This window comes from Elstera cyanobacteriorum (assembly GCF_002251735.1).
GTDB classification, from domain to species: domain Bacteria; phylum Pseudomonadota; class Alphaproteobacteria; order Elsterales; family Elsteraceae; genus Elstera; species Elstera cyanobacteriorum.
Genome location: NZ_NOXS01000025.1, coordinates 1 through 24,309 on the forward strand (window position 1 = coordinate 1; position 24,309 = coordinate 24,309).

Below are 24,309 nucleotides of genomic sequence, written 5' to 3' on the forward strand. Positions count from 1 at the left end.
GCAAATACGTCGTCGCGGGTGATTCCACCCGCTCGGGATTTGCCCTAATCGTTCACAATCTGCCAGCGGCCATCCGGGCGGCGGCAGGCGCGACCGATCCCGGTTTCGGCCTTACCGTCCACATAGATCGTCTGTTCATACTCTTTGCACAGTGCCCCGCTTTGATCGCGGCCTTCGCGCGTTGGGGTGAAGGTGCCGCGCGCCTCGCCCTGGTTCCAGGCAATCGATTGACCGATCTGGCCTTGGTCGAGCGCCCGGTTCCGTGCCATCATCGCCTGCTCGCACTGGCCTTTATCGATGGAATTTCCCGCGAAGAAGCCCGCCGCAGCCCCTGCCAGCGCCCCAACGGCAATCGCCGCGCCCTGCGTGCTGCGCCCGGCGCCCCGGAAGGCCGACCCCAAGAAAGCGCCGCCGGTTGCACCGGCCAGCGTGCCGCCGATGCGGCCCCAGCCCAATTCGCCGCAAGAATCGCCCAGCTGGCCCGACCCGCCCGGGTTTGCGGCGCACCCCGCCAGCAGCAGCGCGGCAAGGCCGACGGCGGTCAATTTCGTGCCGATCATTCTATGTCCCCAAAAACGGTCTCTGCGCCGGTCTAAGCCGCAATCCTGTCGAAATTTCGGCAGAAGCGCATAGGGCGGATTCCAGCAGAATCCGCCCCAAGGAACAACTTACCTTTCTGTCACGAACCGGTTAGGCTCAGGACAGAACATCGACGTAAAAACCCACGCCTTCGTACTTATACGTCGGCAGGCTACCGATGATAGTATCGCGCTCAGCCTCCGACGTGGTGAAGAAATGCGATCCCGTTGCGGTATTGAAGAAGCGGTATAATTCTTCCTGCGGCCCGCTATCCTTAGTATAGGCGCGGAAGCTGCTGCCTTGATATTCAAAATTAGCTAGCGTTTTCTGGATATTGTTTCGCTCATCGACGCTGATCGTATAAAAATACGCGCCTGTGGATTTATTAAGGAAACGGAAAACCTCGAGCGAGCTAGCGGTACTGCTTGCCGTCGCGAAGGCCATGCCTTCGTCTTCCATATTCGCCGCGTTCATCCGAAGCTGATAGGCTTCTTGGTTAGATCCGGTCATAAAATGCGTGCCGGTATCCTTATTGTAGAACCGATGCACGCCCTTGGTTAGGCCAGCGAGATCTTCGATCCAATAAAAGTCGTTCCCAATTTTCATCCGCTCGACAGAGACAAGAGTGTCTGTATACCCCCGCCCTTTGACGATATAACCGCCCGATCCGGCCGAATAGGTTACAGTATACTCGCTGCGACTGCCGGCATAAACCGCAGTATCGGTGCCATAACCCGCGCGCAATGTTACCGACTGCGAAGTTGGTTCAAAATGAACACGCAGACTATCCGACTGATTGGTACCAATACCGAGGTCAGCCATTATAGCCTTTTCGAGGGGGCTAATGACGTCGCGAACACCCTGTTGGGCGTAAGCCGCCATCAGTTCATTATTTAAGTCACTGCCAACCCCATCGAGGTTGCCAAGGTGGTAAACGCTCTCACGATCAAGGGGGACGTTACCGCCGTAGTAACTACGGGCATTTTCTCCTGTGAAATACGGTTGCCCATTGCTGTAAGAGACAAATTCATCAAAAACCGTTCGGGCTGAATTATACGGCCTACCAGTTTCTGCATTTATGTTTCCAGTAAAACCCAAGCCGTGAAGGATTTCGTGAACCATTGTAGAGATGAAATCGATCCTGTCCCCTGGAATATCTCCGGAGTCCCAGGGGCTTGAGTCAAAGAAAAAACGTTCAAATTTTTGAGTATTAATATAAATATCGATGTCATCGGCGCTGCCGTTCTTATCGATACCTGTACGTAACTGATAGGCTAGCGATGTGTCATAGATGTATTTCCCGCCAGTCGCACCAACATAAAGATACGAGCTTGGTTCAGCACCGGCCAGCGTCGTACTGTTCTCCGAGAAAGCCGTTACTGCAATTTGGAGTTTGGCATCCCCGGCGAGGACTGAGGAAAGCGAGGCTAACGCTGCATCAATGCCAGCCAAGACTCGGCTTTGGTACGAACCCAAACTTGCACCATAGCCATAAACTTTATAAGTCGCCGTGATTGCCATAATCTAAACATTCCACCGGAGAGATAGGTCTCCGATAAATCGCTAAAATGCGGATCTTTTGCAAGGGAAAAATATTAACGCGAGGTTAAGGGTGATGTTTGAATGCTATTGTATTTTAGGATTTAGTGTAACACTCCAGGCATCTGCGTAGCATGATATGGTGTATGAGGAGAAAATTGTTTCATGTTTCCGTGTAACTTTATCTTAAGTGAGCGAAGGGTATGAAACTATTCGATTATTACAGATCGTCCGCCGCGTATCGTCTTCGGATCGCCCTGGCGTTGAAAGGGATCCCGGCAGAGCAGGTGTCGTGCCACCTGCGGCATGGCGAGCAGCATAGCCCGGCGTATCGCAGGCTCAACCCACAAGGGCTGGTACCAAGCCTTACGGTGGGGGAGACTGTGCTAACCCAGTCGCTGGCGATTCTGGAGTATCTTGACGAGACGCACCCAGAACCGCCGTTGCTACCGGGGGATGCTTTGGGCCGGGCACGGGTGCGCAGTCTCGCCCAGCTTGTTGCCTGTGATATCCACCCGCTCAATAACCTGCGGGTGTTGAAATACCTCAAAGACCCGCTCGGCCAGTCCCAGGTCACTATTGATGCCTGGATCGGCCATTGGATTTTGGAGGGGTTCGCCGCGCTCGAAACCCGCTTGGCGCGGGACAGCGATACCGGGTCTTGGTGCCACGGCAACACGCCCGGTCTGGCGGACTGCGTTCTGATCCCCCAGCTTTACAACGCCCGCCGCTTTTCCGTGCCGCTGGAGGCATTTCCGACGCTACTACGGATTGACGCTCAAGCCGCGGCGCACCCTGCCTTTCACGCGGCGCATCCGGCACAGCAACCGGACGCCGAGCCGGGCGCGTAACCCCTAAAAAAGAAACCGCCCCGGGAAGGGGCGGTTTCCTGAGGCGTGAGGGGTAGCGCTTAACGGCGCCACCAGCCGCGCTTCGGCGGCAGGCCCGCTTGATCGACATCGACGACTTTTACAGCCTCCGCAACGGCCAGATTTTCCGCAGGAGCATCTGTGTCCACTGGGACATTTGCGTCCACGGGGGCTGCCGGTTCGACGGCGGGCTCAGCCGGGGCTTCTGCGATCACGACCGGCACGGGTTCGACAGCAACCGGTCCGGCCTCGGTTTCCACCTTCTTGCGGCGCGGGGCACGCTTGGGTTTGGCCGGAGCCTCCACCGCAGGGGCGTCCGCGACGGCGGTCGGGGTCGGTTCGGTCGCCGCAGCTTCCGGTTCAGCATCGGCCTTTTTGCGGCGCGGGGCGCGTTTTGGCTTTGCCAGGGGCTCGGCGGCCGGGGCGTCCGCCGCGACGGTTGGCGCCGGTTCAGCGACAGCGGCTTCGGCCTCAGCATCGACCTTTTTGCGGCGCGGGGCGCGTTTGGGTTTTGCCGGGGCTTCTTCTGCTGGAACCGGCACATCCGCTGCCGCGACCTCGGGGGCCGGTTCGGCACCGACTTCGGTGATGGGGATCACAACGGCGGTTGGCGCGTCGGCTGCGGTTTCCGAGGTGTCATCGGTCGCGACTGCGTCCTCCGCACCACGTTCGTCCCCCCGGCGGGAGCGACGGCGACCGCCCCGCTTGCCCCGGCGGCGGCGTGGCGCGTCGTCGCCCTCGGCAACCGGCGCGTCTTCCCCTGCGGCATCCTCCGTCTCGGCGGCGTCGGCCTGGGCGTCGGTTTCGTCGACCTCGCCGTCACCGTCATCGCCAAACTCGCCCTCGGTCTGGCCGGTGATTTCGCCCGACCCTTCTTCCTGACCATCTTCCCGCCGCCGACGGCGACGGCGACGGCGACGGCGACGGCGGTTAGCATCGTCACCCTTATCGCCGGTCTCGCCCTCGGCCCCGTCTTCGCCCTCGATCTCATCGTCTTGGGCTAATGCGGCCCGATCTTCGGCGGTCAGTTCTTCATCTTCATAGGCCAGATCTTCGGCATCCGGTTCGAAGGCAACCGGAACAACGGCGGCCAGCGCCGCGAGTTCGGCAATCTGTTCCGGCGTCTTCGGCTGCAACCGGTCGATCCGGTGATCCGGCGGAGTCAGCGTATCGTCGCGACCGATTTGGACGCGGAAGCGATAGCGTTCCTCGATACGGCCCAGGGCATCGCGCTTCTGGTTCAGCAGATACAGCGCAATATCGGTCGGCACATAGACCAGAATTTCAGCCGATCGGTTGCGGATGCCTTCTTCCTCGATGGCGCGCAGGACGGTGAGCGCCGTCGATTCGGTCGAGCGGATCACGCCCGAGCCGTTGCAATGCGGGCATTTTTCGGTATGGGCTTCCAGCACCGAGGGGCGCAGGCGCTGGCGCGACAGTTCCAGCAGACCGAAAGCCGAAATCCGACCGATCTGAATGCGCGCCCGGTCGGCCTTCATCGCCTCCTTCAGCTTGCGCTCGACCGCCTGATTGTTGCGGCCTTCCTCCATATCGATAAAGTCGATAACGATCAGCCCGGCCAAATCGCGCAGCCGCACCTGACGGGCGATTTCTTCCGCCGCTTCCAGGTTGGTCTTATAGGCGGTTTCTTCGATATGCCGTTCGCGCGTGGCGCGGCCAGAGTTTACGTCGATCGAAACCAGCGCTTCGGTCGGGTTGATGACGATATACCCGCCGGAGCGGAGCTGGACGACCGGCGAATGGATTTGATCAAGCTGGGTTTCTACCTGATAGCGGTGCATCAGCGGAATGGTCGGGTCTTTATACGGGACGATGCGGCGCGCGTGGCTCGGCATCAGCATGCGCATAAAGCTCTTGGCCGTTTCGTAGCCCGCATCGCCCTCGACCAGCACCTGTTCGATATCGCGCGAATAAAGGTCGCGGATCGCGCGCTTGATCAGATTGCCTTCTTCGTGGATCAAGGCCGGGGCGGTTGCTGCCAGCGTGCTTTCGCGAATCTCGTCCCACAGGCGCAGCAGATATTCATAATCGCGGCGGATCTCGATGCGCGAGCGCTCCATCCCCGCCGTGCGAACGATGACCGCCATCCCATCGGGAATATTGAACTCGTCCAGCATGCCTTTTAGGCGCTTACGGTCGGCCCCGTTGGTGATCTTACGGCTGACGCCGCCGCCGCGCGGATTGTTCGGCATCAGCACGCAATAGCGGCCCGCCAGCGACAGATAGGTGGTCAGCGCTGCGCCCTTATTGCCGCGCTCTTCCTTCACCACCTGCACCAGCATGATCTGGCGGCGGGTGATAACGTCCTGAATCTTATAATTGCGCAGCAGTTTGGATCGGCGCGGGGAGACGTCATCGAACTCGTCGCCGCCAACTTCCTCGACGTGTTCACCATCCTCGCCATCGTCGTTATTGGCGGCGGCCTTGGCTTCGGCGGCCTCGCGGGCGGCTTCTTCGATCAGCGCTTCGCGGTCGGCGATGGGAATGCGGTAGTAATCCGGGTGGATTTCCGAGAAAGCCAAAAAGCCATGACGACCGCCGCCATATTCGACGAAGGCCGCCTGCAACGAGGGTTCCACCCGCGTCACTTTCGCAAGGTAGATATTGCCCTTAAGCTGCTTTTTAGTCGAAGTCTCGACGTCAAATTCTTCGAGACGTTGGCCGTCCAGCACGACGACGCGGGTTTCTTCCGCGTGCGTCGCGTCGATCAACATACGTTTGACCATGTAAATTATGCTCCGGCAAACCTTCCGGGGCCAGCAGATCGGTCCGCCGTCGCAGTGCGGGGCGGGGGCAGCCTGAGGTCATCCCTGGGGTTTGAAATAAAGTCGGAACCGTAAAACGGTCCATTGTCCCCACCCGAACAGCAGCCAAGGCGGCAAAAGCCCCCTTGGGCATCGGGTTTAAGCTGCGGTGACCGCGCGCGTTGGACACTAGACTGACGGCTCCTGGGTTAGACGCAAGACCATCTCGCGAAACCTGTGGGGCGCAAACCCAGGGGACGGCGACCTACCGGACGCCTCAACCGGATCTCAGCCCCCTGCGGCGGGAATGGTTCTTCCGCCAGAGCAGGGCCGATCCGCTCTCACCGAGCCGATAAGCCAACGACCGAAGATTTTCGGGTTGGCCTTGAAGCCCCCGCCGATCCCGGACATGCGCTGTTACAATAGGGATAAGTGTGCAGCGCCACAATCAGATTCCGCAGGCGGCAGAAAGATTTACGGAAAAGGGCGGATGTGTCTTACGCAGGCCGGGGACAATCCTGCCTAAGGGGCGGATGCCGGGTTGCGCGAGGCCTTAGGCGCGGGCATTCTCTGCGCCATGACCGCTCTTCGTTCCCGCTTCGGCTTTTTGTTCGGTGCGCTGGCGCTGCTGCCCGGCCTTGTCGTTTCCTTGCCCGCGTGGGCGGAAGCGGTGGCGAGCGGCTGGCGGGTAGGGGTGCGCGACGGCGGCGTCACACGGTTCGTGCTCGATGTGTCGGAACCGGTGACGGTCCGTGCCCAGCCGCGCGGCCCGGACCGGGTCTTTATCGATCTTTCGGGTGTGACCTTGCGGCTTGAGGATGCACCGCCGCGCGGCGGTTTGATCCAGCGCGCGGTGACGACGCTCGATGCCAGCGGCAAGCGCGGTATCGAACTGGTGCTCACCCGGTCGGCGCAAATCCAGGCGGCCAGCCTATTCCCGCCCGAGGGCCAGCAGCGCTATCGCTTGGTGGTCGATCTCGTGCCGGGAACCCCGGCACCGGTAACGCAAAGCGCCCCGCCGGTCTCATCGAATGCCCCCCTGGGGTTATCCGCCCCGCTGATGAATACGCCTGTGGCCCCGGCGCCCACGGGCAATGCGCCGATCCCGCTGACCGGCCTCGGTCCGGCGGGGACCGCTGGGTTGCCACCGGTCACGGAAACGCCGGGGGTGCGGTTACCCAACCGCCAAGCAACTGCGGGGCCGTCACCATTTTCAGCCCCGCCCGCGCAACCCGCCTATACTCCGGGCGCCCCGCTGCCGACGCCGCCTGCACCGGTGCCGCCGCCTGCTGTGCCGCGCCCGAAGGTTCAGGCCGAACCGCTCGGGCTGCCGCAACCGGCGCCGGTCCCGCAAGAAAGCGTGGTCCCATCGCAACCGCCGGGGGCGCTGCTCGGCGCCCGCCCGCTAGACGCGGCGCCGAAGGCGGGCGGGGCGGTGTACGAGCGTGCGCCTTATCAGGCGGTGCGGGTGATCATCCCGCTCGGCCCGCCACGCTTCACGCCGTCCCCCGTTGCGGTTCCCGAAGCCGATCTGCCGGTGATCATGGTCGATGCTGGGCACGGCGGCAAAGACCCCGGCGCCACCTCCTATTCCGGCAAGTTCGAAAAAGATATCGTGCTGGCCTACGCCCGCGCCATCCGCGCCCAGTTGGAGGCAACGGGCCGCTATCGCGTGTTCCTGACCCGCGACGGTGACGAATTGCTGCCGCTGCGCGACCGGGTAGCCTTGGCTCGGAGTGAAAGCGCCGCCCTGTTCATCTCCATCCATGCCGATGCGCTGGCCGACCGCAGCGTGTCCGGCATGTCGGTCTATACCCTGTCCGACAAAGCATCGGATCGAGAAGCGGAAGCCCTGGCTGCGAAAGAAAATAAGGCCGACATTATCACCGGCGCCGATCTATCGGGGGCGACCGGCACGGCCGCATCGATCCTGATCGATATCGCCCAGCGCGATTCGCGGGCGGCGTCTCGCCAGTTCGCCACCCAGCTTGCGGGGGAGCTGCGGCGCGAAACCGCCCAGGTCAATAATACCGTCCGTTCGGCGGGGTTTGCCGTGCTGACGGCGCCCGATATGCCTTCTGTCTTGCTCGAACTCGGTTATCTCTCGAACCCGGAGGATGAACGGCGGATTTTGTCGCCGGAGTTTCGCGAGAAGATCGCGGCGGGCGTTGTGCGCGCCATCGACGCCATCCGCCCGACCTTGACGCGCGCCCGGGCGGGCTGACCCTTTCGGCGCTGCAACCCGGCTTTGCGTTCCCGGCGTCAAGATTCCGTCTTACCCTGGCCATTTTCTGCTAAGAACATGCGGAAAATAGGAAGGGTTCGGGCCTGACGATGCGGACTTGGTTCATCGCGTTTCTTTCGCTGCTGCTGATCGGCACCCTGGCGGCGCTGGGCGGCTTCGTTTGGCTGCTGCGCTACTATGGCGACCAACTGCCGGACCATCAGAAGCTAGCGGAATATAAGCCGCCGATCGTCTCGCGCGTTTATGCGGGGGATGGGCGGCTGATGGCGGAATTTGCCGCCGAAAAGCGCGTTTTCGTTCCCATCGCCCTGATCCCGCCGCGCGTGAAGCAGGCTTTTGTGTCGGCGGAAGATCAGAATTTCTATACCCACCCGGGCATCGATGCGATGGGGCTGGCCCGTGCGATGGTGCAGAACCTCGGCTATTACCTATCTGGGCGGCGGCTGATTGGGGCTTCGACCATCACTCAGCAGGTAACGCGCAGCTTTTTGCTGAGCAATGAGCGAACGATGGACCGTAAGATCAAGGAAATGATCTTGTCGATCCGTATCGAACAGGCGCTGACCAAAGACCAGATCCTCGAACTCTACTTGAATGAAATTTACCTCGGCTCGATTGGCGGGCAGGGCGCTTATGGGGTGGCGGCGGCGGCGCTGACCTACTTCAACAAGCCGCTTGATCAGCTCACCATTGGCGAAGCAGCTTATCTGGCAGCTCTGCCGAAAGCGCCGTCGAACTATAATCCCTTCACTCAGAACGACCGCGCCCGCGCCCGCCGCGACTATGTGATCGAGCGGATGCGCGAAGACGGGTATATCACGGCTGAAGAGGCGACGGCGGCCAAGCAGGAAGCGTTGAAGGTTCAGCGCCGCGACGCCGATGAAACCGTCAAAGCCGATTATTTCGCCGAAGAAGTGCGCCGCGAGCTGGTGGCGCGCTATGGCGAAGAGGGGGCCTATCGTGGCGGTTTGACCGTGCGCGCCTCCCTCGACCCGCGCTTGCAGGAAATCGCCGACCGGGTGTTCCGGAACGGTCTGGTGCGCTATGACCGCCGCCACGGTTGGCGCGGCCCAGTCGATAAGGCTGTACCGGTGAACGATTGGGAAAAGACGCTGCTGGCCCGGAGCCTTCCCGGCGGGGCGGGGGATTGGCATTTGGGGCTGGTGCTGAAAGTCAGCGATACGGCGGCGGATATCGGCGTGCGCGTCTCGAAGAGCGAAACGAAGCAAGGCAAAATCCCGTTATCGGAACTCGCCTGGGCGCGGCCCGTGTTGCCGGAACAGAAGGTCGGCGCGCCGCCGAAGAAAGTATCGGACGTACTGACGGTCGGCGACCTTATCTTGGTCGAACCGGTCACCACGGCGGCGGACGGCAAGACCAAATATCCCGCCGATACCTACGGCCTGCGCCAAATTCCCGACGTGTCGGGCGGGCTTGTTGCGATGGACCCGCACACTGGGCGCGTGCTGGCGCTGGTGGGTGGTCTTAGCTTCGATCAAAGCCAGTTTAACCGCGCCACCCAGGCGAAGCGTCAGCCGGGGTCGAGCTTCAAGCCCTTCGTTTATATGGCGGCTTTTGAAGACGGTTATACGCCCGCCTCCATCGTGCTGGATGCGCCCTTCGTGATGGATGATGGATCGGGCAAGAAGTGGCGTCCCGAGAATTACACCGAAAAATTCTACGGCCCCTCGTCGCTGCGGCTGGGGATCGAACAAAGCCGTAACCTGATGACCATTCGTCTTGCCTCCGCCATCGGGATGGAGAAGGTGGTCGATATTGCCGCCCGCTTCGGCATTACCGACAATCTGCCGCCGCTGCTGTCGATGTCCCTCGGCGCTGGGGAAAGCACGCCGCTGAAAATGGCGGCGGCTTACGCGATGATCGCCAATGGCGGAAAGAAGGTCCTGCCCACGGTGATCGACCGCGTGCAGGACCGCTACGGCCAGACGATCTTCAAGCATGATCCGCGCGTCTGCGAGAATTGCGCGCTCGATACCTATGACGGCGGTATGCCGCCCTACCCGGCGGATAACCGCCCGCAGGTGATCGACGCGGCGACGGCCTATCAGATGACCTCGATCCTCGAAGGCGTCGTGCAGCGCGGCACTGGGGCTGCGGTCGGTGCGGCACTAAAGCGCCCGCTGGCAGGCAAGACCGGCACCAGCAACGATAGTTTTGACAATTGGTTCGTCGGCTATTCGCCCGATCTGGTGGTCGCAACCTACATCGGCTTCGATCAGCCGCGCACTCTGGGCAAGACCGAAACTGGCGGCGGCAATATGGCGCCAATCTTCCGCGATTTCATGAAGGAAGCGCTGGATGGGGTGCCGCCGATTCCCTTCCGCGTGCCGCCGGGGCTGCGCATGGTGCGGGTGAACCGCGAAACCGGCAAGCTGGCGACGCCGGGCGACCCCAAAGCGATCTTCGAAGCCTTCAAGCCGGGCACCGAGCCGGGGGCGAACGATAATGACGATGCAGACCCCTTGCTCGGCGACCTGCCGCAAGGCTATAGCCTGACCCCCGTGCCGGGCGGCGAAGGCGGGGCAACCGATCCGGCAGCCCCGGCTCCGGTTGCGGGCGATGCCCCGGTGCCGGTTCCCGTCCCGGTGCCGAGTTCGGGCAATCTCGGCGGTATTTACTAAGCGTAGACTTAAGGAAAGAACATCATGCGTGCCGAAATCACGGCGATCCACGATCACATCAAGCAGCAACTTGAGCTGCTGAGGAGGGGTCTTTGACTGGGATGTCTCTGTCGCCCGTCTAAACGAACTCACCGACGCCGCTAACGATCCCGACCTGTGGAACGATCAGGCCAAGGCGCAAAGCCTGCTGAAAGAAAAGACCGCGCTGGAACGCAAGGTCGGCGGCTATCGCGGCATCGAAAACCAGCTTGCCGATGCGCTCGGCCTGCTCGAGCTCGCGGAACTAGAGGGCGATGCCGATCTGGTCGGGGAAGCCGAAGCGGCGCTGGAAGCCCTGAAGGTCGAAGCCGATAAGCGCGTGCTGGAAAGCCTGCTGTCCGGCGAAGCCGATAGCAATGATTGCTATCTCGAAGTCAATGCGGGGGCAGGCGGCACCGAGGCTCAGGATTGGGCCAATATCATGCTGCGCATGTATACCCGCTGGGCGGAACGGCGCGGCTTTAAGGTCGAACTGCTGGAAGAAAGCCCCGGCGAAGAAGCGGGCCTGAAATCGGCGACAATCCAGATCACTGGCCTCAATGCCTATGGCTGGCTGAAGACCGAAAGCGGCGTGCATCGCTTGGTGCGCATTTCGCCCTTCGATAGCCAGGCGCGGCGGCACACTAGCTTTTCGTCAGTTTGGGTCTACCCGGTGGTGGACGATAATATCGAGGTGGAGGTTCTGGATAAGGATCTGCGCATCGATACCTTCCGGGCTTCGGGCGCGGGCGGGCAGCACGTCAATAAGACGGAAAGCGCCATCCGCATTACCCATATGCCGACTGGTATCGTTGTTGCCTGTCAGTCCGACCGCTCCCAGCACCGTAACCGCGCAACGGCAATGCAAATGCTGAAAGCCCGCCTGTACGAGCGGGAACTGCAAGAGCGGGAAGCGAAAGCGGCGGCGGCCAATGCCACCAAGACTGAGATCGGCTGGGGCCATCAAATCCGCTCCTACGTCTTGCAGCCCTACCAGATGGTCAAGGACCTGCGCACTGGGGCCGAAATGGGCAATTCCGGCGCGGTGCTGGATGGCGATATCGACCTGTTCCTCGAAGCCGCTCTGGCGGCACGGGTGGGGACGACGGCGCCTTAAGCCGAGCACGTGATTGGATGTGATAGCCCGGCCCTGTGCCGGGCTATTCGTTTTTGGGATTGATACAATCTCATACTAGAGATATATTCTCATATATGGAAAATACTCTTCCCGATGACGCCCTCGACCATCGCCTTGCCCAGCGGCTGAAAGCGCTTCGGCAGGAACGCGGCTGGTCACTGGATGATCTCGCGAAACGCAGCGCCGTCAGTCGGGCGACGCTTTCCCGCCTGGAAAATGCCGAGGTGAGCGCGACGACCCAGGTGCTGGGGAAGCTCTGTAGCGCCTATGGCCTGACGCTCTCGCGGCTGATGCGGATGGTGGAAGTTGGTTTCGCCCCGCTGATCCGCCGCGCCGATCAGCCGGTCTGGACCGACCCCGCCACGGGTTTCACCCGCCGCTCGGTCTCCCCGCCTGCCCAAAGCCTAGCGGGGGAGGTGATCGACGCGACCCTTCCCCCGGGCACCGATATTGCCTACGACGCCCCGCCGCGTCCGGGGCTAGAGCATCATCTGGTGCTGCTGGAGGGGGAATTGCTGCTGACCCTGGAAGGGACCGCCCACCGCCTTTGCCCGGGGGATTGCCTACGCTACCAGCTTTTCGGCCCCAGCCGCTTTCAAACGCCGGCGCAGACCGGCGCCCGCTATCTGATTTTTTTTGTGTGAGGCTTAGCATGGAAATCCTGTCTTTAAGCGCCGCCGACCTTGACCGCCGTCTGCCTGACTTGGCCGATCTGCTGCATGCTTGCGTGCAGGATGGCGCGAGTATCAGTTTTATGCTGCCTTTCTCCCCAGACGATGCCGCTGCCTTCTGGACGCAGAAAGTGCGCCCTGGCGTCGCGGCGGGCACGCGGGCGCTGCTGGTGGCGGAAGCGGACGGCCGATTGATTGGAACGGTGCAACTCGATACCGACACGCCGCCGAACCAGCCGCATCGGGGCGAAGTGTGTAAGCTGATGGTCCATCCGACCGCCCGCCGCCTTGGCGCGGCCAAGGCGCTGATGGGGGCGCTGGAAGCGGAAGCCCGGCAGCGGAACCGCGCTCTACTGACGCTGGATACCCGCACGGGTGATCGGGCGGAGCCGCTCTATATCGGCCTCGGCTATCAGGTGGTGGGGGTGATCCCCGGCTACGCGCTCAACACCGCCCGCGATGGGCTGCACGGCACCACAATCTTTTATAAAGAGCTATAAATAAGTATATCGGTCTGAGCTTAACCGCTTAAACAACCGGTTGTTCTAGCGCGCTAATGACGGATGTGATTTGTTCGTTTAGATCGTATAGGAGAGCGTTAGGCTCATTCCCTGGTTTGATCTGATAAATAATCTCCGGCGTCAGCGGGGTTCCCTGCGGATTTATGACGGCTTCCATATATAAATAGGCGGCGTCTCCGCTGGTTGTTACTGTTTGTGTGATGTTGAAGCCGACCGGATCATCCGTAGAAATGTTGAGTGCCTGGGCGGAGATGAATTTTTGAAAATCCTTTAAATAAGCAATGGCTTGAGTCAGGAGGTCATTAAGCATTGGAACCATATTGGCTGAGACGATGAAGCTGCCGTCGTCCCCATTTTTATTGACCCAGCATAATTGAAAGCTCGCAAATTTCGGTGCGAGAGTGGCTATAACTTTTAAATCTGTGATCGGAAGGTTCAGAGTGCTTGTAGGTGCAGTTATCATACTGTGCTCACCGTTAGTTAAAAACTTCCCCACCCGATTCGATTTGCTGCTGAGACGTATATGCCAAGACCCAGCGGAAGCGAGGAAGAGTGAGGGGATAAGCTCGTTAGAGTAGCTTACCCCCTTTAACGCATTCGTGGAATTGCTTGGGCTTAATCCAGCTTCAGCCCATAGCGCACAAAACCGTTCTGGCCGTCGCCGAGCTTCGTCAAAGCCGGGTTGGAGGCGAGGAAGGCTTCGGCCTTGGCGCCGCTTTCGAACGCGAGGGTTACCGGCTTGCCAGTTTTGGCAAAACGCCAGTTCTTATCGGCGCTGGGGTTCACCGATTTTTGTTCGGTGATGAAGTCGATCAGCGCCTGGCGGTTTTCGTCCGGGGCTTGCAGAATGATGTTCTTGCCATCAAGGCCGGGGAACTTACCGCCGCCCGAGGCGCGGTAATTGTTGGTGACGATGACGAAGTCTTGCTTATCGTCAATCGGCTTACCTTGGAAAGCCAGGTTCTTGATGCGGCGCGCGTCGGGGGCGACCAGCTTGCCGTCGTTATCGTAGCGCTTCGGCTGGGTTACATCGACCTCATAGGTTACGCCGTCGATAATATCGAAATTGAAGGTTGGGAAGCTGGTATCGACCAGATCCTGCGGGTCGCTCTTGTTCGGGTCGATCTGTTTGAACTGGCCCGCCGACATTTCCAGCCATTCGCGCACGCCCGCACCCGTCAGCGTCACCATTTGGACCGTGTTCGGGTAGAGGTAGAGATCCGCCGCATTCTTAATGGCAATTTCACCCGCCGGAACATCGGTGTAATAGTCAGGCCCACCGCGCCCGCCCGCTTTGAAAGGTGCTGCTGCCGACAAGATCGGCAGGTTTTCGTATTTCGTGCCCTTCAGCGCCTTTTGGGCGTACCAAACCTGCGCGTCGGAAACGATCTGCACCGAGGGATCGTCCTGCACCAAGGCAAAATAACTATAGATCGGCGCTGCGACCTTACCAAAGGGGGCACGAATATACTTCAGCACCTCTTCATGGACAGGGGTAACCGCCGCGACAATATCCGGCTGATTATCGACCAGCGGAACCCGCTTGCGGTTCTCGTCGAGCTTATAGATGGGGCGGATACTGCTGGTGCCGCTGGTGACGCTCCAGCCACCGTCAGTTTTGGTCAATTCAAGGTCGAATACCCCCAGGTGGCTCCCCCAGAAGCCGGGCATGGCGATGGGAACACCATTGATGGTGCCTTTGGCGGCGTCGGCGCCCGCGAGATCTTTGAATTGTCCGGGGAAGGTAAGATGCTGATGGCCGGTTAGAACGGCGTGGATGCCAGGAACTTTCGTAAGCGCCCAGCCAGCATTTTCGGCCATATCCCCCGATTTCACCTGATCGGTGCCAATGCCGGTATGCGCTGCAAGGATGATCAGGTCAGCGCCTTTTGCTTTAACCTCGGGCACAATGGCTTCGGCGGTTGCCACAATGTCTTTGGTGACGATTTTACCGTCGAGATGGGCCTTATCCCATTGCACGATCTGCGGCGTCGTTAGACCGATGACGGCGATCTTAATGGGATGTTCCTTACCACCCGTGTCTTTCACTGTACGGTCGAGGATGACATAGGGTTTAAAACGATGGGTATTGCCATCAGTTTCAAAGATATTCGCCGAGACCGAAGGGAATTTCGCCCCTTTCAAAGCCGTATCGAGGAAGGGTAAGCCGAAGTTGAATTCATGATTACCGAGCGAAGCGGCATCATAGCCAATCAGGTTCATGGCCATATACATCGGATGTGTATCACCATCCTTCAGGCCCTTAACCTTGGCGATATAATCGCCCAACGGATTGCCCTGCAGCAGGTCGCCGTTATCGATCAGCAGGCTGTTCGGGGCTTCGGTCCGCGCTTGCCGGATCAGCGTCGCGACCTTGCTGAGGCCGACGGTATTATCCTCCGCATCCCGATAATAATCGTAATTCAGCAGACTCGTGTGCAGATCCGTGGTTTGCAGCAGCCGAAGTTTGGCGGTCACCTGCTGGGCCAGAACCGGCGTGGTCAGAAGCGATCCGGCCAGAAACAGGCCGACGAGCGAGCGCGTGCGCATGTGTATTTTCCCCTTGTCACAGTGCCCTAAGGCTTTCGCACGATAGCAAACAAACCATCTGGACGGGCTCGTGAAATTTTGGTGACGTTAGCGTCAAGTTTTTGGGCGCATTGACCCTGCCGTTGTGGCGGGCGCCCGTGGTGGAGGAAACCCCTGTGACGACCTTGCGTTCCGACGATCTCGCCCCCGTTCTCGATCCGAAGCTGTTGGCGAAGGCCCTGTCGGGCAAGCTGCTGATCAATGGCGATCTCGTCCCGGCCCTCAGCGGCAAGACCTTCCCGGTCGTCAATCCTGCAACCGGCGAACAGATTGCCGACGCCGCGTTGGGCGAAGCGGCGGATGTGGCGAAGGCCGCCGAGGCGGCGCAGGCCGCGCAGAAACTCTGGGCCGCCCGCCCGGCGCGCGAACGCGGGAAGCTGGTGGCCGCCTGCGGTCAGATTTTGCAGGAGCATCAGGAAGAACTCGGTCGCCTTGTCGCCCTTGAAACCGGCAAAGCCCTGCGCACCGAAAGCCGGGTCGAAGCCTCCGTCCTCGCCGATGTTTTTACCTTCTTCGGGGGGCTGGCGCCGGAGTTGAAGGGCGAAAGCGTGCCGTTCAACCCGGATATGTTGACGGTGACGATCCACGAACCGCTCGGCGTTGTCGGCGCGATTATCCCGTGGAATGTGCCAATGATGCTGATGGCGCTGAAAATCGCCCCGGCGTTGGTGGCGGGAAATACCGTTATCGTCAAATCGGCGGAAGAAGCGCCGCTGGCGGTTTTGCGCGCTTGTCAGCTCATGGCCTCGGTGCTGCCGAAGGGCACGCTGAATATCCTATCGGGCTTTGGGCCGGACTGTGGGGCACCGCTGGTGCAGCACCCCGCCGTGCGCAAGGTCACCTTCACCGGCTCGGTCGAAACCGGCAAGATCGTTGCTCGCGCCGCTGCCGATAAGTTGATCCCGGTCACGCTCGAACTCGGCGGCAAATCGCCGATGATCGTTTGCGCCGATGCTGACCTTGACCGCGCCGTCGCGGGGGCGATTGCAGGGGTGCGCTTTACCCGCCAGGGCCAAAGCTGCACGGCGGCGAGCCGCATTTATGTTCATGCCGACCTGCACGATGCCTTCATCGCCAAGCTGACGGCGAAGGTTAACGAGATGAAGATGGGCGATCCGCTGGACGAGGCGACCGACATCGGCACGATCATCTCCAAGGATCAGTTCGACAAAGTGCAGAACTACGTCGCCATCGGCGAGGCGGAGGGTGGTACGGCCCTCCGCTGCGCCCAAATGCCCAAGGAAGCGGCGTTGGCCAAGGGGTTCTTCGCCCAGCCGGTGGTGTTTACCGGCCTGCCCGCGACCAGTCGGGTCTTGCGCGAAGAAATCTTCGGTCCGGTTACCTGTATTCAGCCCTGGACCGATTTTGACGCGGTGATTGCTGCGGCGAACGATAGCGACTATGGGCTGGCGGCAACGATCTGGACCAAAGATCTGAAAACCGCGCTCGACGCCTCGCGCCGTCTCGAAGCCGGGCTGGTACAGGTCAATCAGAACCTCGTCGTGCAGCCGAATATTTCCTATGGCGGGATCAAGCAGTCTGGTCTTGGCAAGGAAGCCTCGCTGGAATCGATGCTTGAGCATTTCACCCATAAAAAGACCGTCATCCTGAATATGACCTAAAAAGCTAAGGAGCGGGCCGGTCTGCGGCCCGCTCCGCGTGCGTTTTTATCGCCCGATACTCGTTGTCACAGTTTAAAAACGCTCTGACTTCTGCTTACCTACTGCCCGCCGTTAAGGCCGTGGGGGCCGGGGTAAAGAGGCGGAGGGATAAGTGTTCGCACGGTTATTTTCCGGTCGGTCAGCGGATGACGCCGATTTCATCGCCTTGTGGGAAAATCTGGCCGGGGTTGGCCTGTGGCACGCCAGCCTGTTTCAGGCCGAAACGCTGCACGAGAAAAGCCAGTGGGTGTGGTCGGCGGAATTCCGGCGGCTTCTGGGGTTTGCCAGCGAAGCCGAGTTCCCGAACACGATCCAAGCGCTGGTAACGCGCCTGCACCCGGACGATGGCGAGGCCGCCCGCGCCAAGCTGCGGGCGATGATCGCCGCGCGCGGCAGTTCGGAACGCTACGATCACCCCATCCGCATCAAGTGCAAGGATGGCACCTACCGCTGGTTCCGCTTTACGGCGGGCGTTCTGCGCGATGGCGCCGGGGTGGCCGCCAAGGCTGGCGGCGCGCTGATCGACATTGATGCGGCGATGACGTTGCAGAATGACCAAAGCCAGCGGGTTGAAACGCTTGGCACAGTGTCGATGCAGCTTGAGCATTCGGTTGCCGATGCGGTGGAGGCTTCCGCCCAGAAGGTTGGCGAGGTTCGGATTGCGGCGCAGAAGCAGGTGCAGACGGCCCAACGCGCCCAGGAACAACTCGGCACGGCGGCGGCCTCTTCCCGGCAAGCGCTGAGCGGGGCGGAGACCGTGGCAGCGGCGACGGAGGAATTGTCGGCGTCGATTGCCGAAATTGGCCGTCAGGTGACCGAGGCTTCCTCCATCTCTCATACCGCGACCCAGGAAACCGGACGAACCAATTCGATTATTCAGACCCTGGCGGGCGCCGCCGATAAGATCGGCCAGGTTGTTAGCCTGATTAATAATATTGCCGGGCAGACCAATCTTCTGGCGCTGAATGCCACCATCGAAGCCGCGCGCGCCGGGGAAGCGGGCAAGGGCTTCGCGGTGGTCGCGACGGAAGTGAAGAGCCTCGCCAGCCAGACCGCCAAAGCCACCGACGAAATCAGCGAACAGATCGCGGCGGTGCAGACGGAAACCGGGCGCGCGGTGGAAGCCATCCAAAAGGTGACGGACGTGATCGCCCGCGTTCAGTCGATCAATACCCAGATTGCGGCATCCGTGGAGCAGCAGGACGCCGCCACCCGCGAAATCGCCCGCACGGTCCAGCAGGCGGTGGCCGTGAGCCGCGATATGAACCGCACGCTGGATACGGTGGTGACCGGTATGTCGGAAACCGCATCCCTGGCCCAATCCGTCGAAGGGTCGGCGAATGTGCTGACCCGCCAGTCGGAAGAACTTCGGCAGGAAGTGCAAGCGCTGCTGGACGTGCTGCGCAGCGTGTGAGGGGAGGGGGCTTTCGCCCCCTCGTCCCCTTAAGCTTTCGCGGGAACCAAGGCATCATCCAGCGCCGCCGCTTTAACGGCGGCGGGGCGCTGACGTAATTTGCCGACATAGGCCGCCAGCGTCGGCGTGCCCGGAATGATCTTAAAGCCCATCAGCCAGCCTAGCGATGCGCCGACGTAAACATCGGCGGCGGTGAACCTGTCGCCGGTCAGATAGGGCTGGGTGCTGAGCGTCTTGTCCAGAGCCTGGGTGACGCGGGCCAACGACCCATAGCCCGCCATGCGTTCTTGCTCCGGCTTCACCTCGACCCCCAGAGCCTGATTGACCCCGGCAGCTTCCAGCGGGCCTGCGCCGAAGAACAACCAGCGGAAATAGGCGGCGCGTTCAGGCGTGCCGGGGGCGGGGGCGATCTGCGCGTCCGGGAAGGCGTCAGCCAAATAGGTACAGATCGCGGCGGTTTCGGTCACGATGGCATCGCCATGTTTCAAAGCCGGAACCTTGCCCATCGGGTTGATCGCCAAATATTCAGGCTCCTTCATCGTCGTGGCGTAATCCAGCACCTCGACGTGATAGGGAACGCCGATTTCTTCCAGCAGCCAGCGCACGGTGCGCCCGCGTGAATAGGGATTGGTATAGAGAATAATATCGCCGGACATGGGGCCTCCCGAAAATGTCCGGCGCAGTCTATCCCACAGGGGTGTCGCTGGGAAACCCGGTAGGCCCCCGGTTCTGGGGAGAACCGGGGGCCGGGGGGATTACAGCAAGGCTTCGTCGTAGGCCAGCAGGCTCTTGCTGCCGCTGCGGATGCTCGCCAGCAGCCCGCCCGCGCGCACCAACTCGTGTTCGGCGAAGAGGCGGGCGGTGATCAGCTTCGCTTCCAAGAACGGTGCATTGCCGCCGCCTTGGGCCAGATCGGCTTGTGCAGCCAAGGCCGCCCGCGCCAGCATCCAGCCACCGGCTACCACCCCGGCGAGGTCGAGGTAGGCCGCCGAGGCGGCAAACGGCAGGCGCATATCTTCCTTGGCCGCCAGTAGCAGCCAGTCGGTCGCTTCGCGCAAGGCCGCCTTACCGTCGGTCAGATTGGCGGCGACGACCGCTAGATCGTCCCCCGGCTGGGTTTTCAGGGTGGCGAGCGTTGCGTCAATGTCAGCGATCAGCGCCGTCATCGCCGCCCCGCCGTCGCGCAGCAGTTTACGGCCAACGAGGTCGGCGGCCTGAATGCCGTTGGTGCCTTCGTAAATCGGTGCAATGCGGGCATCGCGCAGGTGCTGGGCGGCGCCGGTTTCTTCGATAAAACCCATGCCGCCGTGGACCTGCACGCCGGTGGAGGCGACGGAGACACCAAGGTCGGTGGCCCAGGATTTGACGATGGGGATCAAGAGATCGCCGCGCGCCTGCGCCCCGTCGATACCCTTATGGGCGCGGTCGAGCACGGCGGCGGCTTCCAGCGCCAGGGCGCGGGCCGCTTCGATCTTCACTTTCGACAGCAGCAGCATCCGTTTGACATCGGGATGCCCGAGAATGGTTTGCGCCTGCCCGCCCGGCAGCGGCTTCCCCTGCGTGCGCGTGCGCGCATAGGCGACGGCGTGCTGATAGGCGCGTTCGGCAATCCCGATGCCCTGCACGCCGACGTTCAGGCGCGCGTTGTTCATCATCACGAACATATATTCAAGGCCGCGATTGGCATCGCCGATCAACTCGCCCAAGGCGCCTTCGGTATCGCCATAGGCCATGACGGCGGTGGGGGAGGCGTGAATGCCGAGCTTATGTTCAAGGCCGACGCAGCGCAGATCGTTCTTGGCACCCAAGGAGCCATCGTCGTTGACCATCACCTTCGGCACGACAAACAGGCTGATGCCCTTCACGCCCGGCGGCGCATCCGGCAGGCGGGCGAGCACGAGGTGGATGATATTATCGGTATAATCGTGATCGCCGTAGGTGATGAAAATCTTCTGCCCGGTGATGCGATAAAGGCCGTTTTCCGCCGGAACCGCCTTGGCGCGCACAGCGGCGAGATCCGACCCTGCCTGCGGCTCGGTCAGGTTCATCGTGCCGGTCCACGAGCCTTCAATCATCTTGGCGAGATATTTTTCCTTCTGCGCTGGGGAACCGTGACGCTCCAGGCACTCAATCGCCCCGGCATTCAGCAGCGGGCAGAGGGCGAAGGCCATGCTGCCGCTGTTCCAGAGCTCCGACAGCGCGGCGGAAATCGCAATCGGCAGCCCCTGGCCGCCAAACTCGGGATCGCCGCCGACCGAGTTCCAACCGCCTTCGACGAAGGCATGATAGGCGTCGCGGAAGCCGGGGGCCGTCCGCACCACGCCATTTTCGAGGACGGCACCGTGACGATCGCCGGGCCAATTCAGCGGGGCAATCACATTGCCCGCGAATTTACCCGCTTCTTCCAGAATGGCATCGACATCGCTGGCATCGATGCCTTCCGGCAGAACATCCGCTACCCCGACGACGCGGTGCAGCGTGAAGCGAATATCATCGAGCGGTGCCTGGTACGTCATAATGCGATTACCTTCCCTGGATTCATGATGGTGTACGGGTCTAGGGCCCGTTTGATCTGGCGCATCGCTTCCAGCGCTGCGGGAGACTTATAATGTTCAAGCTCGTGCACCTTCAGCTTGCCAATGCCGTGTTCGGCGCTGAAAGACCCGCCAAGTTCTTGAACGATGTCGTGAACGACGCGGTTGGCCGCCTCCCACTGCTGCAAGAATGCCTCCCGGTCGGCCCCGACCGGTTGCGAGAGATTGTAGTGTAAGTTTCCGTCTCCGGCATGCCCAAAACTGCAAGGGCGGGTTCCGGGGATCAATTTTTCAATCGCCGCATCCGCCCGCGCCAGAAAGACCGGCACCGATGCCAGCGGCACCGAAACATCGTGCTTTATACTGCCGCCTTCATGCTTCTGGGCGTCCGAAATCTCCTCGCGGATGCGGCGGAAAGCCGCGCGCTGCGTATCGTTCTGGGCAATCGCAGCATCGACCACCCAGCCGTTTTCCATCGCCTCCCCAAGCCCTTCTTCCAGGGCGTTCTGAAGATCGCCCCCGGCGCGGGGGGAGGAGAGTTCGATCAGCGCGTACCAGGCGCTTTCCGTTTCCAAGGGATCTGACGTGCCGGGAACATGGCGCAGCACGGTTTCGATGGAAAAGCGGCTCATCAGTTCGAACATTGTTACCGTATCGCCTGACCGTTCGCGCAACAGCGCCAGCGTATCGATGGCCCCTTGCGGGTCGGCCACGGCGACGAGGGCGGTGGCAATGTCGCGTGGGCGCGGGAACAGCTTCAGCACGGCGGCGGTGATGATGCCGAGCGTGCCTTCCGCGCCGATCAGCAGGTGGCGCAGATCATAGCCGGTATTGTCCTTCCGCAGTCCGTGCAGGCCATTGTAAATTTCGCCATTCGGCAGCACGGCTTCGATGCCCAGCACCAGATCGCGGCTATTGCCGTAGCGCAAGACGGCGGTACCGCCCGCATTGGTTGAGAGGTTGCCGCCGATCTGGCACGATCCTTCCGCCGCAAGGCTGAGCGGGAACAGCCGGTCGGCCTCCTCCGCCGCCTTCTGCACATCGGCCAACACGACCCCGGCCTCGACGGTCAGCGTATAGGCGGCCTTGTCGATGGCGCGGACGCGGTTCATGCGGGCGAGCGACAGGATCACCGTCCCGGCTTCGGCAACCGCGCCGCCGACGAGACCTGTATTGCCGCCCTGGGGCACGATGGGGGTGCGGGTTTCGGCACAGAGTTTGACGACCGCCGCCACTTCTTCCGTTGTCGCGGGCTTAACCACGACCGAGGCCGACCCGCGATAAAGGCCGCGCCATTCCACCAGATGCGGTTCTACCAGCGCAGGATCGGTCACGACGCCCTTCGGGCCAAGCAGGTCGGTCAGGCGGGCGATCAGGGCCTCAGTCGGCATAGCAATATTCTTCCTTGTGACGGACGGATCAACGGGGGGCGGCGGCGCGGCGCAGCCGGTCCAGAATGGCAAGGCCGATGCCTTGCGGGGGGATGGGCATCACGGCGATGCCCGAGAACTCGGGCTTATCGAGGGCGCGCAACGCGGCGAACAGGTTGGCGGCGGCTTCGACCAGCGTGCCGGTCGGCGAGAGGTTGAAGACCTCGGCAAACCCTTCCGGTACATCGGGGCCGAAGGCCAGCAGGGCTTCGCCCGGCTGGGGATCGTCGCAGGTCAAACGCACCGGCAGGCGTGGGGCGTAATGGCTGAGCAACATACCGGGGCTTTTCGGGCTATCGGGCTGATCGGGGGTCGCCACATCGATTTCACCTAAGGAGGCTTCGAGCGTCTCCCGGGTGATGCCCCCCGGGCGCAGCAGCACTGCACGCTCGCCGGTCAAATCCAGCACCGTCGATTCAAGCCCGACCCGCGTCGGCCCACCGTCGAGGATCATGGCGAGGCGATTGCCGAACTCCGCCTCCACATGCTCCGCCATTGTCGGGCTAACTTTGCCGGATCGGTTGGCTGAGGGGGCGGCGACCGGGCGGCCGACGGCATACAGCAGTTGCAGCGCCACTGGATGATCCGGCACGCGGATCGCCAGCGACGGCAGCCCGGCAGTCACAAGATCGGAGACAGGAGCCTCTTTGCGGCGCGGCAGCACCAGCGTTAGCGGCCCCGGCCACAGGCGGCGGGCGATATAGCGGGCGCGGGTATCGAAGACGGCATAGCGTTCGGCAATCGCCAGCTCTGCTACATGGGCGATCAGCGGATTGAAGCTGGGGCGGCTCTTAAGCTCGTAGATCGCGGCGACGGCCTTATCCTGGGTCGCATCGGCGCCCAGCCCGTAAACGGTTTCCGTGGGGAAAGCCACAAGCCCGCCGGACAGGATATGGCGGGCGGCCTCGGCGATGGTCGCGGGCGATGGGGTCAGGATCGGCATGGCGGAACCGTGCCGTTCCAGGCCCGGCGGGTCAAGCCGCGCGATGGGTTTTTGCAGCGCGAAGCGTGTTGCACGGCACGCAGCCCTTGCCTTCAGGATGCCTTCGCCGCAATCATGCACCGTATGACGGCGAAAATCATCACCATTGCCCAACAAAAGGGCGGCGCGGGGAAAACCACCCTGATCGTCCATCTCGCAACCTTCTGGACGGCCCAGGGGCGGAAAGTTGCCGTGGTCGATATTGACCCGCAAGCCTCGGTCAGCCAATGGGCGAAGCTGCGGCAGGCCCGGCAGGGGTTGGCCGCGCCGCTGGTGACGAGCGTTACCGGCTGGCGAACGGCGGGGGAGGTGGAGCGCCTTGCCCGGACCTATGACCTCGTGCTGATCGACAGCCCGCCCCATGCCGCGACCGAAGCCCGCATTGCCATCCGCGCCGCCCAGCGCGTGCTGGTGCCGCTGCAACCGAGCGTGCTCGATCTGTGGGCAACGAAAGCCACCCTCGACCTTGCCGCCGAAGAAAAGCGCCCCGCCCAGTTGGTGTTAAACCGTGTGCCGTCGCGCGGGAAAGCCGCGCAAGAGGTGGTGGAGGAAGCCGCTCGGCAAGGCCTGCCGCTCGCCCCGCACCGCATCGGGAACCGCACCGCGCTCGCGGCCTCGCTCGCTGCAGGGCTGGGGATCGCCGAGTTCGAACCAAACGGCGCGGCGGCGCAGGAAATCGCGGCGCTGGCCAGAGGGATTACTGACTGAGGAG

General features: G+C 61.8%; 18 protein-coding genes. 9 read left to right on the forward strand and 9 right to left on the reverse strand.

Annotated features, from left to right (window positions below; genetic code table 11):
* Nucleotides 1-44 precede the first annotated feature (44 nt).
* Together CHR90_RS02920 and CHR90_RS19110 are read right to left on the reverse strand one after the other, a co-directional pair.
* Complete coding sequence (locus CHR90_RS02920) at nt 45-560, reverse strand: hypothetical protein (RefSeq protein ID WP_094407489.1); 516 nt, start codon at nt 558-560, stop codon at nt 45-47.
* 136 nt (nt 561-696) lie between these two features.
* Nucleotides 697-2,100 (reverse strand): hypothetical protein, encoded by a 1,404-nt coding sequence (locus CHR90_RS19110; RefSeq protein ID WP_141210860.1) that lies wholly within the window; start codon nt 2,098-2,100, stop codon nt 697-699.
* A gap of 221 nt (nt 2,101-2,321) precedes the next feature.
* Here CHR90_RS19110 and maiA point away from each other — a divergent pair, with 221 nt between their 5' ends.
* Entirely contained in the window at nt 2,322-2,969 is a 648-nt protein-coding gene (maiA, locus tag CHR90_RS02935; RefSeq protein ID WP_094407492.1) for a maleylacetoacetate isomerase, read from the forward strand.
* A gap of 59 nt (nt 2,970-3,028) precedes the next feature.
* Here maiA and CHR90_RS02940 read toward each other — a convergent pair whose 3' ends face one another.
* Nucleotides 3,029-5,734 carry an Rne/Rng family ribonuclease gene (locus CHR90_RS02940; RefSeq protein ID WP_094407493.1) on the reverse strand — a complete coding sequence of 902 codons (2,706 nt, stop codon included), beginning with the start codon at nt 5,732-5,734 and terminating at the stop codon, nt 3,029-3,031.
* A 595-nt stretch (nt 5,735-6,329) separates the two neighbouring features.
* Here CHR90_RS02940 and CHR90_RS02945 point away from each other — a divergent pair.
* The 5 genes from CHR90_RS02945 (at nt 6,330) to CHR90_RS02965 (ending at nt 12,966) form a co-directional block, all read left to right on the forward strand.
* Complete coding sequence (locus CHR90_RS02945; protein WP_094407494.1) at nt 6,330-7,976, forward strand: N-acetylmuramoyl-L-alanine amidase; 1,647 nt, start codon at nt 6,330-6,332, stop codon at nt 7,974-7,976.
* 110 nt (nt 7,977-8,086) lie between these two features.
* Nucleotides 8,087-10,639 (forward strand): penicillin-binding protein 1A, encoded by a 2,553-nt coding sequence (locus CHR90_RS02950; RefSeq protein WP_094407495.1) that lies wholly within the window; start codon nt 8,087-8,089, stop codon nt 10,637-10,639.
* Nucleotides 10,640-10,663: 24 nt separating this feature from the next.
* A protein-coding gene (prfB, locus tag CHR90_RS02955; protein WP_096777661.1) for a peptide chain release factor 2 occupies nt 10,664-11,774 on the forward strand; the annotation gives its coding sequence in 2 pieces (ribosomal slippage) (nt 10,664-10,732 and nt 10,734-11,774; 1,110 coding nt in all).
* 95 nt (nt 11,775-11,869) lie between these two features.
* Entirely contained in the window at nt 11,870-12,439 is a 570-nt protein-coding gene (locus tag CHR90_RS02960) for a helix-turn-helix domain-containing protein (protein WP_094407497.1), read from the forward strand.
* Between the two features lie 8 nt (nt 12,440-12,447).
* A complete protein-coding gene (locus CHR90_RS02965; RefSeq protein ID WP_094407498.1) occupies nt 12,448-12,966 on the forward strand; it encodes a GNAT family N-acetyltransferase in 519 nt (172 codons plus the stop codon).
* Between the two features lie 28 nt (nt 12,967-12,994).
* On the opposite strand, the gene CHR90_RS02970 is transcribed toward CHR90_RS02965, so the two are convergent.
* Complete coding sequence (locus CHR90_RS02970) at nt 12,995-13,450, reverse strand: hypothetical protein (RefSeq protein WP_094407499.1); 456 nt, start codon at nt 13,448-13,450, stop codon at nt 12,995-12,997.
* A gap of 152 nt (nt 13,451-13,602) precedes the next feature.
* A complete protein-coding gene (locus CHR90_RS02975) occupies nt 13,603-15,537 on the reverse strand; it encodes a bifunctional 2',3'-cyclic-nucleotide 2'-phosphodiesterase/3'-nucleotidase (protein ID WP_094407500.1) in 1,935 nt (644 codons plus the stop codon).
* Nucleotides 15,538-15,692: 155 nt separating this feature from the next.
* Between CHR90_RS02975 and CHR90_RS02980 the strand changes: the two genes are divergently transcribed.
* Entirely contained in the window at nt 15,693-17,198 is a 1,506-nt protein-coding gene (locus CHR90_RS02980; protein ID WP_229671586.1) for an aldehyde dehydrogenase family protein, read from the forward strand.
* Nucleotides 17,199-17,349: 151 nt separating this feature from the next.
* Nucleotides 17,350-18,651, forward strand: coding sequence for a methyl-accepting chemotaxis protein (locus CHR90_RS02985; RefSeq protein ID WP_094407501.1), 1,302 nt, complete (start codon nt 17,350-17,352; stop codon nt 18,649-18,651).
* A gap of 29 nt (nt 18,652-18,680) precedes the next feature.
* Here the strand turns inward: CHR90_RS02985 and CHR90_RS02990 are convergent, their stop codons facing one another.
* The 4 genes from CHR90_RS02990 to CHR90_RS03005 all read right to left on the reverse strand — a co-directional run bounded on the left by CHR90_RS02990 (nt 18,681) and on the right by CHR90_RS03005 (nt 23,558).
* Entirely contained in the window at nt 18,681-19,307 is a 627-nt protein-coding gene (locus CHR90_RS02990) for a glutathione S-transferase family protein (RefSeq protein WP_094407502.1), read from the reverse strand.
* A 99-nt stretch (nt 19,308-19,406) separates the two neighbouring features.
* Entirely contained in the window at nt 19,407-21,167 is a 1,761-nt protein-coding gene (locus CHR90_RS02995; protein ID WP_094407503.1) for an acyl-CoA dehydrogenase, read from the reverse strand.
* Nucleotides 21,164-22,576: an FAD-binding oxidoreductase gene (locus CHR90_RS03000; protein WP_094407504.1), complete on the reverse strand. Its 1,413-nt coding sequence runs from the start codon at nt 22,574-22,576 to the stop codon at nt 21,164-21,166. Before CHR90_RS03000 ends, CHR90_RS02995 begins: the two co-directional genes overlap by 4 nt.
* Before the next feature lie 28 nt (nt 22,577-22,604).
* The gene (locus CHR90_RS03005; RefSeq protein ID WP_094407505.1) at nt 22,605-23,558 is read right to left on the reverse strand and encodes an L-threonylcarbamoyladenylate synthase; all 954 of its coding nucleotides are present in this window, start codon (nt 23,556-23,558) and stop codon (nt 22,605-22,607) included.
* Nucleotides 23,559-23,672: 114 nt separating this feature from the next.
* Here CHR90_RS03005 and parA point away from each other — a divergent pair, with 114 nt between their 5' ends.
* A complete protein-coding gene (gene parA / locus CHR90_RS03010; protein ID WP_308421788.1) occupies nt 23,673-24,305 on the forward strand; it encodes a ParA family partition ATPase in 633 nt (210 codons plus the stop codon).
* Nucleotides 24,306-24,309 lie beyond the last annotated feature (4 nt).

Bases quoted from the DNA above. Each gene is read 5' to 3' on its own strand.
- CHR90_RS02920 (WP_094407489.1), bottom strand. From the start codon at position 560: ATGATCGGCACGAAATTGACCGCCGTCGGCCTTGCCGCGCTGCTGCTG.
- CHR90_RS19110 (WP_141210860.1), bottom strand. From the start codon at position 2,100: ATGGCAATCACGGCGACTTATAAAGTTTATGGCTATGGTGCAAGTTTG.
- maiA (WP_094407492.1), top strand. From the start codon at position 2,322: ATGAAACTATTCGATTATTACAGATCGTCCGCCGCGTATCGTCTTCGG.
- CHR90_RS02940 (WP_094407493.1), bottom strand. From the start codon at position 5,734: ATGGTCAAACGTATGTTGATCGACGCGACGCACGCGGAAGAAACCCGC.
- CHR90_RS02945 (WP_094407494.1), top strand. From the start codon at position 6,330: ATGACCGCTCTTCGTTCCCGCTTCGGCTTTTTGTTCGGTGCGCTGGCG.
- CHR90_RS02950 (WP_094407495.1), top strand. From the start codon at position 8,087: ATGCGGACTTGGTTCATCGCGTTTCTTTCGCTGCTGCTGATCGGCACC.
- CHR90_RS02960 (WP_094407497.1), top strand. From the start codon at position 11,870: ATGGAAAATACTCTTCCCGATGACGCCCTCGACCATCGCCTTGCCCAG.
- CHR90_RS02965 (WP_094407498.1), top strand. From the start codon at position 12,448: ATGGAAATCCTGTCTTTAAGCGCCGCCGACCTTGACCGCCGTCTGCCT.
- CHR90_RS02970 (WP_094407499.1), bottom strand. From the start codon at position 13,450: ATGATAACTGCACCTACAAGCACTCTGAACCTTCCGATCACAGATTTA.
- CHR90_RS02975 (WP_094407500.1), bottom strand. From the start codon at position 15,537: ATGCGCACGCGCTCGCTCGTCGGCCTGTTTCTGGCCGGATCGCTTCTG.
- CHR90_RS02990 (WP_094407502.1), bottom strand. From the start codon at position 19,307: ATGTCCGGCGATATTATTCTCTATACCAATCCCTATTCACGCGGGCGC.
- CHR90_RS02995 (WP_094407503.1), bottom strand. From the start codon at position 21,167: ATGACGTACCAGGCACCGCTCGATGATATTCGCTTCACGCTGCACCGC.
- CHR90_RS03000 (WP_094407504.1), bottom strand. From the start codon at position 22,576: ATGCCGACTGAGGCCCTGATCGCCCGCCTGACCGACCTGCTTGGCCCG.
- CHR90_RS03005 (WP_094407505.1), bottom strand. From the start codon at position 23,558: ATGCCGATCCTGACCCCATCGCCCGCGACCATCGCCGAGGCCGCCCGC.
- parA (WP_308421788.1), top strand. From the start codon at position 23,673: ATGCACCGTATGACGGCGAAAATCATCACCATTGCCCAACAAAAGGGC.